At 55.5% G+C, this 12,410-nt stretch carries 3 protein-coding genes; 1 reads left to right on the plus strand and 2 read right to left on the minus strand.

Annotation, left to right across the window (positions count from 1 at the left end; translation table 11 throughout):
- The first annotated feature begins 188 nt into the window (after nucleotides 1-188).
- Entirely contained in the window at nucleotides 189-905 is a 717-nt protein-coding gene (locus tag J3U88_RS28595; RefSeq protein ID WP_207862437.1) for a hypothetical protein, read from the plus strand.
- A 1,240-nt stretch (nucleotides 906-2,145) separates the two neighbouring features.
- Here the strand turns inward: J3U88_RS28595 and J3U88_RS28600 are convergent.
- Nucleotides 2,146-6,855, minus strand: coding sequence for an SBBP repeat-containing protein (locus J3U88_RS28600; protein ID WP_207862438.1), 4,710 nt, complete (start codon nucleotides 6,853-6,855; stop codon nucleotides 2,146-2,148).
- Nucleotides 6,856-7,603: 748 nt separating this feature from the next.
- Complete coding sequence (locus tag J3U88_RS28605) at nucleotides 7,604-12,325, minus strand: SBBP repeat-containing protein (RefSeq protein ID WP_207862439.1); 4,722 nt, start codon at nucleotides 12,323-12,325, stop codon at nucleotides 7,604-7,606.
- Nucleotides 12,326-12,410 lie beyond the last annotated feature (85 nt).

Genomic DNA, 12,410 nt, shown 5'->3' on the forward strand with positions numbered 1-12,410 from the left:
GCGAAATGGTTTGGAAAAAGCGGGCCGGGGTCGCGCACGACGCGCACCCATTGGGTGCGGTGAGCATTTTCACAGACCGTTGCAGCCCAGAGGTTTAGCCAAAATCGCCGCGAGTTATCGCGCTTCTTAAGTTGAACCAAGGCCCCTCCCAACAAAAAAATCCCAATGAAGGAAACCCAAAGAAAAACATGCCGATTGAATACCACTGCAAGGCTTGTTTTCTCAGCTTCGCCGTTGGCTGGGAACACTTTTTTGATCTCAGCGAAGGCTATGGTTCGGTGACCTATTTGGTTTGCAGTGCTTGTGGAACGTGGCATCGCCGGCTCCATGCACTCGCGGATCGCGGCCCCCCGAGCTTCACTTATTACGATGTCCTTTTAATGGGTTACGAACCCCGCTGGAAGGTAATCCTCATGAAGCAATTGCGCACGATGTTTGGGTTCAACTTGGCAGAAATCAGGCAAAAGGTTGCTAACCTGCCACTTGTCTTGGCGACAAAAGTCTCCAAGGCAGGCTGGCGGGATTTAAACCCGGACTTTGTCGGCGAGGTTCATTTCGAGCCACTACCCCCGCAACCCAATCCGGTTTATGGACCCATCCAGTCGGATCGCTTGGAAACATGGTCCAAACCTTTGATTTCTGAAGCGGGTTCCTATTCGCAACTTGTTGAGAATGACGCCATGGATGCCTTGAAACAATTGGATGTTCATTTAGAGAACCCATGGTCACCGATGTCGGTCCTGGGACCGACCAAGGGACTCAACCGGCATTTCGAACTCGCCAACCAAGCCTGTAGCCACTGCCGGGTTGTCGGCGCTTTAAGCTCCGACTGGCCGGAAAACAAACAGACTTGCCCGGCTTGTCGCCGGGACGCGCTTGAATTTATGCTTGGGTGGATTACCTGAACGGGCACACCAAACACGGCAAAAGGTCTTGGATAACATGTTGTTGCATAACAAAGGACGTGAACGGTGGTTCCATCAATTGTCTTGAAGGGTCAAGCCCATCCCTTCCTGTATCTTGAAGTCGTGCGACCAGAATGAATGCTGGGGACGGTCCAATTTTCGCCCCAAGGCATCAAATTCCGGTTTCGGAACGGCAAGGGCGTCATTTCACAAAAAGACGTCGCGGCATGTCTATTCCGCGTCGAACAACAAGGGGTTTGTTTCTACATAAAAATGAAACCGCCAAGACCCCATGTCACCGATCATGCGCCATGGTTTTGGTTGAACCGGAAGCGTTCGGTTGTGCCCGAGTTTCGTTGCAACTGTGTCTTTCCCCATTTCGATGACAGCATCATCGTCTCAGATTATTTGGCGGCGCAATGGGGGGTTATTTTTGAACCCCCTATTGCGAAGATGGGGGTTCAGTATGCCGTTGCGCCTGTATGGCAAGGCCGGGTCCCCGCCAGATTCATTTCTCCATAACCGGCTGGGTAAAGATCCAGATCGGGCCCAAAAAAAATAGCGAGGGGGTTACCCTCGCTGAACTGGTGCTTGCAATCATTGAGAGGCGGAACGCCTGTCATGATTGGATACGGGAGGTTTGAAAAACACCCCTACCACGGATTCCTATTTTTTTGGGGGACGGGCAAGGCATCGGTTAAACAACGGACGGCGCCGGGATAACCCGCATTGCCGACAAAGGTTTCAGCGACGTGGCAACCCTTGCGCATACGTCGTTTACGAGTAAGAAAGGTAGCGGGGCAGACCATCCGGCCTGGCAAGGCCGCGGCGTTGTTGCGCCACCCCTGATAGTGTGTTGTGGGTTTTTGCAGGGGGAAATCTTAGGTTCCACCGTTTTTGTGACGCCGGCTCGCGAACCATTGGCAAGGTGAAACCTTGCCGGATTTAAGCCCATGGTTGGCAACAGGCGCGAAGCAGCCGCTTGCCAACCATGGGTCTCTGGAAAGGTGGAAAACTGCGCTGTAGGCGCAGAGGAACAACGCAAACCATTACAGAACCTTGCAGAAACTCGTCCCCAAAATCCCTCTCGGTAACGCCTACAGCAAACAACGGTGCGACCGTGCCGACGTGGCACCGCCACGCCGAACGGTTGGCACCGTTGCTTGCCCTCGGACGCAAGCTGCGTTCCCACGGCTGGTTCAATCTCCCTGGCAACCCATCTTGATGAGCGATGCGGGCTCTAAGGACAAGGTGTTGGGCCGGTTAGCGGGATAAACAGGAAATCCAAGACATTGACGAGGCCGTCGGCGTTGGGATCGCCCGCAAGGGTCTGTCGCCAAGACGGGAGCAGTTCCCACAAGTCCGTGATGCTGTTGCACCCATCCCCATTCACATCTTCGAAGCCGGTATTTGGCGGTACGAGGAGCCATGCCTCGACCGTGGCTCGTTCTTGGGTGTCTTCATGGGTAACCGTCAAGAGGATTCGGGTCGTTTCGAGGGGGGCTGGGTCGAACTGGATGCTGTTCCCGGTCGCAACAAACGGGGTGCTCGGATCGGTCGACCAATCGTAAGACAACGCGCCGAGCGGACAACGGGAATATGCCTCAAAACGCGGCGGGTTGACACCCAACGCTTGCGCGCCTGGGGCGACGACGATCCCGGCCAAATTCGAGAGCGAAAGCCGGGCTGAACGGGTGGTCACCGAACCACAATCGTCGCGAACCTCGCAATGGTAAAACCCCGCGTCGCTTGCGTCGACTTCGTGCAACGTGAGGCGAGACGCGGTCGCACCCGTCAGGGGAACCCCGTCTTTAAACCACTGATAAGTAGCCGGTTTGTCACCAACAAGTGTGACCGACCAATTCACCGAATCCCCAAAGCAGGCACGGGTATCACGGGGTGATGAGGCCGGCACCAAACCCGTTACCCTGACCGGTAGCTCGCGTTTCGGCCCCACGCCGCAGTCGCTGGTTGCATAAACGGCAACCATGCCCGAGTTTTCGCCCATGCGCAGGGTTACCTGATTCGTGTCCCAACCCGAGATGATGCGCGCACCGCGCGGAACGCGCCAAAGGTAGCCGTCCGCGCCCGCTACCGCTGGAATCGAATACACCAAATTGTTTTCCCTGGCACAAACCTCGGTTGGGCCGGAAATAGGTTCAGGCATCGGCGGCGCGGTTTTGATGAGAACCTGGGTCGTCTGTTCAGGCCCGGCCCCATACGCATTGATTGCCCGCACCCCAATCTCGCCCCCTTCCTCGCCGAAATGAACCATGATGCGGTTGGTACCGGCGCCTCTGGCGAGGGTGGCGTCCGCCGGAATCCGCCAAAGGTATTCGGTCGCACGGGGCACGGGCGGAACAGCATAAACCACGCCTCGCTGATAGAAACACACCACTTCCGGGCCACTCACGGACCCCGGCTGATTGGGCGCGCTGAGATTGAGCCTGGCCACAAACGCATTGCCCGCGCCGTTGGGCGTTTCATCATACGCGCCCGCGGTGGTCGGGAAAATACTGGATTCGGTATAACCGGTGACGTAGGCGTAACCGGCGTCCGACAAAACGACCGCGCGGCCTTCCTCGTAATGGGGGCCCCCTAAATAGGATCCGTAATTGAGTGCCGAACCCGTTTCATCGAGGGTGACCAAAAAAGCATCATGGGAACCGCTCAAGCTTTGACTGAAACCATGGTGGCTGACCGGGAAGGTCTCAGAATACGTCGTTCCGGTGATCACGGCGTGGCCCGCCTCGGTGACATCAATGCCCAAGGCGCGATCATCCCTTTGCCCGCCCAGGTAAGTCGCATACGCCACCGCGGTGCCGGCGCTGTTGAATTTGGCGACAAAGGCATCGGTATACCCGTTTTGGGTTGGATCAAAGGCGGCGGCGGTGACGGGGAAATCAGAAGAAGTGGTATTCCCCGTCACGTACAGGTTTCCGGCAGGATCCCGTACCATTGCGCCAAGTGTGTCTGATCCTTCTCCACCAAGATAACTCGAAAAGTTTAAAGCAGAACCCTCGGCATTCATCTTGACGACAAAAATATCGCTGCCGCCGTTATGGGTGGTGTCATAGGCGCCGGCGGTCACCGGGAACGCGGCCGAATCCGTGCTTCCCGCGATGACCATGTTCCCGTTTTCGTCCAGCGCAAGGGCGCGAGCGGAATCCCCGCCTTCGCCCCCCAAAAACGTACTGTAGATAAGCGTGGATCCGGTTGCATTGAAGCGCGCCACAAAGGCGTCTTCATTGCCGTCGAAGCTGTCATCCAAGGCATCTTCCGTAACCGGGAAATCCGCGGAATGGGTGCTGCCGGTTACGGTGACCTGTCCCATCCCGTCAACGGCGATCGCGCGTCCCGAATCACCGTAATAACCGCCGAGAAAGGTCGAATAGGCCAATGCCGTACCACCGGGATTGAGCTTGGCCACAAAGAGGTCGCCATATTGGTTGTAGCCCGTCTCAAAGGCGCCGGCCGTGGTGGGGAAATTCGCGGAATAGGTAATCCCGGTGAGGTAGGCGTTTCCGTCCCCGTCGACGGTGATCCCGTGGACGGAATCAGCACGGCCGCCACCAAGATAGGTGGCGTACAGCAAGCGATCCCCCTCGGGCGTCATTTTGCCGACAAACACATCAAAATCCCCGTTGTAGGTTTGATCAACCACGCCGCCGGTGGTTGGAAAGGAATCGGAGAAGGTGTTGCCGGCCACATAAACCGCGCCCTCGCCATCCAAGGCAAGCGCTTGACCCTCGTCATAACCGGACCCCCCGATGTACGTAGAGAACAGCAGGTCGGAACCGGTCGCATTAAGTCGGGTAACCACCACATCGGCAAGCCCGTTGCGCCGTTCACCGAGGACACCGGTGGTGGTGGGGTAGTTGTCTGAAGAAGAATAACCTACCAGGGTGGCGTTTCCGGCGGGATCAAACGCCGCGCCACCGGCGTAATCATTGCCTTCCCCGCCCAGGTAGGTGGCATAAATAAGTTGGGCGCCGTCATTGCTTAGCTTGGCGAGGAAAAGATCCTGGTTTCCGTTGTGGCGGACGTCGTACGCCCCTTCTGTTGCGGGGAAATCGGGGGAATAGGTTTCGCCGAAGATGAAGGCGTTCCCCCGTTCGTCCAAGTGCACGGCCCCGGCCCTATCCGAACGTTCACCACCAAGCAGGGTGGCATAGATTAACCCGGTGCAACTGGGATTCAGGCGCACCACAAAAGCGTCCAGGCCGCCATTGGGTTGGGTGTCGAAGGCGCCGGCGGTGGTGGGAAGATCGGGGGAACGGCCGGTGCCCACCACGGTCACCGCGCCCCCCGCACCCACGGCAATCCCGGTGCAGCGTTCCGTTTCCGAGCCGCCCAAGAAGGTTGCCGCCAACAATTCAGTACCCGTGCTGTTGAGTTTGGCCACGAAACCGTCATACGATCCCACCGGCTCGGTACCGTAAGCGTCGGCGGTGGTTGGGAAGTTTTCCGAGGCTGTTTCACCGGCCACATAGGTGTTGCCCGCGGCATCAACGGCCACGGCGTAGGCCTTCTCCCTGGCCGCCCCGCCCAAGAAGGTAGAAAAAAGCAGCGATGCACCGTCCGCGTCCAGTTTGGCGACAAAAGCATCTTCAATGCCGTTAAAAGACGGGTCGAAGGCGTTTTCGGTGGTCGGGAAACCTTGCGAGGTGGTGCCGCCCGTGATGAGCACACGGCCCTTTGCATCCAGGGCGAGATCTCGCGCTTCATCGTTGCGGTAGCCACCGAGAAAGGTAGAAAATACCAAGGCCGAACCTGTCGCGTTGAGCTTGGCGACAAACAGATCGGTCCCTGCTTTGTGGGTGCGTTCAAAGGCGCCGACGGTGGTCGGGAATTCGGGCGATTCGGTATGGCCGAGGATCACCGCTTGATCGCCGTCAAGGGCGACGGCAATACCTCGGTCCGCGTTCAAGCCACCGAGGTAGGTGGCGTACATCACCTCGGTGCCGCCGGGGTTGAGTTTAGCCACAAACACATCCTCATCACCACTCCAACTTTGGTTGAAGGCACCGGCGGTGGTGGGAAAATCGGCCGTACCGGTGTACCCGATGATGTAGGTATTGCCCGCGGCGTCCAAAGCCACATCGGTCCCGCGCTCGGTGGAAAACCCCCCGTCGCCGCCAAGGTAGGAACTCCAACTCAAGGTGGGTTCCAAAACCAAGGCAACAGCGGGATCCGCATCCGGCACGACGAACCCAAACGCACCGTTCGCCTTCGCCCGGTAAACGGCGGCACGGGTTACCCGGCGACCGTCGATGATTTGATAAGCGATGGGACGCGCCCCCTGCAGAACCGCATCGCCGAGCGCCGCTTCCAGGCCGCCCTCCTCGGTCGTGGCGACAACGGCGCCGGTTTCCAGATGGACCTGATTCAGGTCGGCAAAAGGTTCCAACACCAGCCGCATGTTCAGCCGATCCGCGCCGGCCAAGTATTCAACGTGGATCCCCTCCCAAACCTGGTCATAAATTAATTTTTGATAGGTGGTGACACCGGTCTGCCAATTCGTGGAAGGCCCGGTCAAAAAGTTAACCGGCACCTCGCTCGGTTCCACCAAACGCGGTTTCACCGTTCCTTTCGCCACCTGGCTAGCGGCGAAACCTACTTGAAATACAGCGGTTCTTCTTTTTGGGGCGGCAACGTCCAGGGTTCCTGGGTAGCCGTTGCGGTCATCGGGGCCGGTCCTTGCCGCCACAAAAGCGCCACCTGGGGTGAACAACACGCGACCGCGCCGGGTTTGGGCAAAAGCAACCACCGCATCGTCGGCGACCAGCCGTTTGCCGGTCGTCTCATGGCGGTGGTTGGGAACGAAAAAGTTCGATGCCTTCGCAAAAAGGTGCAGCTCCGACGCCGGGGGTGTGGCTTGGGTGTGGCCGAGCAGAAAAACAAAACCGAGGACCATCATCGCAACACGTTTGAACATAAAGTGGTTCATGCCGTTTCCTTTTGTCATGGTAATGACATTCCGTTGGGACAGAGGAATTCACCCGTGCGTACCACCTAGACGAGCCGCGCCTGAGCCGACCCGATCCCGGAAAAACACCGGGGGATGGCGACAAGCGGAACCAGACCACGTTGATGGGGCTGTCCCTTTGGTTTGAATAAGTTAAAAGAAGTGATGCCGCTTGGCGGCGAACCCGGAATAGCCGGGAACCATAAAAAATCAAAAAGGGTAGAACAAATTTACGCTATAAATTGAAGAGGGCAAATTTTCACACAAGCGTACCTTACATCATGTTTCAGCACTTACCAACCCAAAGTTCTAGGAATCTTCCCCTGGAACCTGTTGCACATGGTTCCGCCAGCGTGAGGCCTGTCTTCCGGGAGCATTCAGGGATGAAAACGCCAAAACCGGCACCGCCAACGTCATGATGAACCGGCCCGCGCATCAGGTGATCCAAAAGAAAACGGTCGCCGATTCAAACCCGTAGAAAGGGACGCAGGCTCGTAAACCGTTGGCAAGGTGAAGCCTAGCCGGATTTAAACCCATGGTTTGTAACAGGCGCGGCGCAGCCGGTTACCAACCATGGGTAACGGGAAATGGTGACACCTGCGCTGAAGGCGCAGCGGAGCATCCCAAACCAATTCAGCACCTTGTCGATACCTGTCCACACCACCACCTTTTGAAGAACCCTTTTCCCACCGCCACCTTCTTGATAGACGCCCGACCCCTGACGTGGCTATTAGGGTTTTGTTATTGGGCAAGGAAAGGGATCCCCCAGGTTAAGATACAGGAGGTCACGCACGTCAATGAAACCGCTACCGTCCGGGTCGTTTTCGAAGGCTTGTCGCCAAAATGGGGTGAGTTCCCACAAGTCGGCGATGTTGTTGCACCCATCGTGGTTAGCATCCTCAAAGCCGCTCTCATTTGCTACCAGAAGCCAGGCATTGGCTCGAGTCTGTTGGGCTGTTGCGGGGTCGGTTACGGTGACCTCGATGCGGGTGGTGATCGGTGGTGGAGGATTCAAGGTGACGCCCGTTCCGTTTAGAACCAATTGGGTTGACGGAATTGCGCGCCATGCGACATCCGCGTCCACGATGCAGGCCAAGGCGATGTCAAATTCGGGGAGGGTCAACCCCAAACTCTGCGATCCGGGAACCACTATCACATCACGCAGGGGGTTGATGGAAAGTCTCGCGGGCTCCGTTGCCGCCGTACCGCAAGCTCCAGTGATGTGACAATGGTACGCGCCCGTATCCTCATCGGTTACCGCATCCAGAACCAAGATTGCCTTGGTCTGGCCGGATAATGGAAGATTGTCCTTGAACCATTGGTAGCTAAGTGTTGGTGAACCGGCGCTCGTTGCCGTCAAGCGCGCTGATTCGCCGGGACAAAGGGTGACCAAGGCCGGCACCACGGAGACTGTTTCGTTCTGAAGGAGGCGTACCTCTAGGGTTTGCGGGGGACCCCAACCACAGGCGTTTTCAGCAGCAACAGAAACAAGGCCTACATGGGGACCGAAAATGACGGTCACGGTTGCTGTTCCCTGTCCGCTTGTAATGACGGCACCCTCGGGAACGCTCCAGAGGTAACCCGTTGCGCCAGTGATTTCCTCGACACGGAACGAAAAATCATCGTCATCGGCACAGATGGTATTGGCGCCGGTGATGGCGCCGGGTTGTGGCGGTAAAGTGGCCGGGGTAACCGCAAGGCTTATCGCGGGACCGGGTCCACAGAGATTTTCGCCCGCCACGGTGATGTGACCAGGCCGGCTTCCCATGCGCACGGTCACGGTGGGCGTCCCCCATCCCGCGGTGATCATGGCGCCCTCGGGTACGGTCCAACGGTAACGAGTAGCACCGGGAACCGGCGTGGTCGAATAAACAAGCCCGTGTTCCCCGGGGCACGGATTATCGACGCCGAGGATGGCCGCGGGTTGCTCGGGAAGGAAAAGACAAAGTTTGGCAACAAACCCGTCCCCGTTGCCGCCAAGGGTTTGGTCAAAGGCATCGTCAGAGGTGGGAAACAGCAGCGAATTTGTGTGTCCAATGATGAGTGGGTTTTCGCTTTGGTCGAGGACAATACCGAAACCCGAATCCCGGTTTTCACCGCCGAGAAACGTGCCATACAGGAGCGCTTCGCCGCGTGGATCAAGTCGCGCTACAAAGGCATCAAGACCACCGTTGTGGGATTCATCGAAAGAACCAACGGTCGTGGGAAAATTAACAGAAGACGTACTGCCGGTAAGCGTTGCTTCGCCGCCGGTGCCAACCGCAATACCATAGACAATGTCATTCCCCGTGTCGCCAAGAAAAGTGGAATATGATAATCTATTGCCGTCTGAACTTAACTTAGTTACATAACCTTCTTGATTTCCACTGTAAGTATTATTAAAAGCACCCTGCGTCGTGGGAAAGTCGCTTGAAAAGGTGATCCCACATACGTATGAATTCCCATTTGCATCTAAGGTAATTTTTCGAACCGCATCATCTTGCATACCGCCAAGGAAGGTTGAGAAGATCAGATCACTTCCCATGCTGTTTAATTTTGAAACAACAACATCCAAACCACCATTATAAGAGGTATCAAAGCCATTCGCGATGGTTGGATAATCGTAGGATCGCGTTTGGCCGGTTACGATTGCTTCGCCGTCAGAAGTTAAATCCACTGAGATCAGTTCATCTCTGCTTGAGCCACCGAGAAAAGTTGAATACACCAATGCTGATCCGGTTGGGTTTAGCTTGCTCACAAATCCATCAAAGAAGCCGTTGTAGGTTTCATCGTAAGCACCTGGAGTAATGGGGAAATTTTGTCCGGGTGTAAGGCCGACAACGTAGGCGTGACCTAAGTTGTCCAGCGCAAGGTCAAACGCCCATTCAGTATCGAACCCGCCAAGAAAAGTTGAATACAACAATGACGAACCTGTAGAATTTAACTTGGTTACAAAAACATCGTCTAACCCATTAAAACTGATATCAAAGGCGCCTGGCGTGGTAGGAAAGGCACCGGAATCCGTGACCCCGGTGACATAAGCATTGCCATCGAGGTCGATTGCGATCCCTGTTCCTGCTTCTGTTCCGGGACCGCCCATATAGGTTGCGTACAGAAGGGTGGAACCGGATGCGTCTACCTTTGTAATGTGTACATCCCTGTTTCCAGCATATTGCTGAGAGAAAACACCGTCGGTTGTTGGAAAGGAATTACTTTGTACGGATCCTGTCAAATACGCATTTCCAGCGCCGTCAACGGCTAAGTCTTGAAGGAAATCGCGACCCGATCCACCAAAAAATGTTGAAAAAGCTAGGGTGTCGCCGCCTGATTGAATTTTGCTTAGAAATAGATTGGAATTACCGGAATATGCGCGGTCAAATGCGCCGGGGGTTGTTGGGAAACGGGTCGAACGTGTGAGACCTGTGACATACGCATTTCCGGCAGGGTCGATGGCGACCGCGGCAGCACGATCCTCACTAGAGCCACCAAGAAACGAGGCATAAGTTAATAAGGCGCCCGATGGATTTAATTTGGCAACATACGCATCTGAACTCCCGTTGTAGGTGGTATCGTAAGCCTGGTCGGTCACAGGAAAACCGCTCGACGACGTTTCACCGGTTATATAAGCTTGCCCTTCCGTGTCCACCACTATGTCGTTTCCGATGTCATTACCGAAAGAACCCAAAAACGTGGCGTAAAGAAAGGCCGAACCGTTGCTGTTTAGTTTCACCACAAACCCATCCGTGGCGCCGTTAAAACTTGGATCAAACGATCCAACTGTAGTTGGAAAGTCGGAAGACGAGGTCGTTCCTGTCACGTAAGCGTGATCGCTATTGTCGACGAAAACTGCTGAGGCGTTGTCTTCACTGGAGCCCCCCAAAAAGGTCGAATAAACCAATGCCGAGCCGGTAGCGTTCAATTTACTTACAAACCCATCCCTCTCACCCGCGAAGGTTGTTGTGATCGCACCGGCTGTTGTTGGAAAAGTACTGTCGGCGGTAAGGCCTGCAATGTAGGCTTCGCCACGGTGGTTTACAAAAATTGATCGTGCACTTGCCGTACTGTTTCCGCCGATCAAGGTCGAATAAACCATCAGGGAACCCGTAGCATTTAACTTACACACGTACGCATGGCCAAAACCGAGGTTGGTTTCGTTGTAAGCACCGTCCGTGGTGGGAAAGTTTTGGGAGAAGGTTTCGCCGGTCACGTAGACATTCCTCTCCGCGTCATGGGCTACGCCAAACCCGTGATCCTCGGTGTCACCGCCAAGTAAGGTGCTGAAATTTAGTGTGTCGCCGGATGCATTGAGTTGAAAGACGAAGGCTTCAGTAACGCCTCCAAAGGTTCGATCAACCGCGGCCTGGGTTGTTGGGAAATCGTTCGAATAGGTGCGTCCCACCACGGTTGCATTACCAACCTCATCCAAAGCAATTGCAAATCCTTGATCAATCGAGGTCCCCCCCAGAAAAGTCGCGTAAACCAAGTCGGTTCCCGTTTGATTAAACTTGGTTACAAATACATCGTGGGCGCCGTTCCAACTTTCATCATAGGCGCCCGTGACAACTGGAAAGTCAGCGTTCGGGGAGGACCCGGTAAGGTACGCGTGTCCCTGGGAATCGACAGCAATGCCTCGGCTCTCTTCAGTTCCGTCACCGCCTTCGCCGCCGAGCAAGGTACTCCAGGTTATTTGTGGATGAATCGTGAGTGAGGCCTCGGGGTTGTAATGCTCAAGCGAAAAGCCAACCGAACCAGACGGAAGGACGCGGTAAGCGACATTCACGGGAACCCGTTGTCCCTGAATGATTTGGGACGCGGTGGGTTTGGAGAATACCATCTCAGCGCCCTCCCTTGTCACGCGTAATGCTCCCGCTTCATCCACGGTCGGTGTACTGCCCATCTGGAGCGCTATGTTCGATGGGTCGGCGTGGGCCGCTACTTCTACGCGCATCGCGAGCCCCTGCATTCGGCCTTGGTAAACCACCGATACCCCTTCCCAAACCTGTTCGTAAACAAGTTCCCCGTACGTGCGGATTTGGGTGCGCCAGTTTTCCGGGGGACCGATAAAAAAGTTGACCGTCCCCGCCGGATTGGATAAACGCGGTGTTAAACGGCGTTTGGCTATCAGATCCTTGGCAAAACCAGCCTTAAAGACAACGGTTTTCCTGGTCGGCAGCGACTCCGTTTCCTCCTTCATTCCATAAGACTTCCCAGTAGCGACCCCTGGTGCAGCCATGTAGGCACCCGTTGGGGTAAAAAGGACACGACCTTGCCGTGTCTGGAGGAAGGCGACAACCGCCTCGTCTGAAACCAAAGGTTTACCGGTTTTGTGGTGGCGTTGGTTGGGGATGAAGTTGGTTGGGGTGGTATTGAAGCGATGTAAAGATGATTCGCTAGGAATTGGGCTATTTCCGCCAAACAGATTTGCAAAAGCCAAAGCGAGAGCGAGGATTATCGAAAATAAGGATTTGATCATTTATTTCTCCACGGACCACCGCATCAAAAGGTTTGAACAAGGATTATTGAATTAAAAGCGTATGTTGTTTTAATCAAAGCGGATA

Source organism: Acanthopleuribacter pedis (genome assembly GCF_017377855.1).
In the GTDB taxonomy this organism is placed as follows: Bacteria; Acidobacteriota; Holophagae; order Acanthopleuribacterales; family Acanthopleuribacteraceae; genus Acanthopleuribacter; species Acanthopleuribacter pedis.

Excerpts from the sequence above, each read along its gene's own strand:
- J3U88_RS28595 (WP_207862437.1), top strand. The coding sequence starts at position 189 with ATGCCGATTGAATACCACTGCAAGGCTTGTTTTCTCAGCTTCGCCGTT.
- J3U88_RS28600 (WP_207862438.1), bottom strand. The coding sequence starts at position 6,855 with ATGAACCACTTTATGTTCAAACGTGTTGCGATGATGGTCCTCGGTTTT.
- J3U88_RS28605 (WP_207862439.1), bottom strand. The coding sequence starts at position 12,325 with ATGATCAAATCCTTATTTTCGATAATCCTCGCTCTCGCTTTGGCTTTT.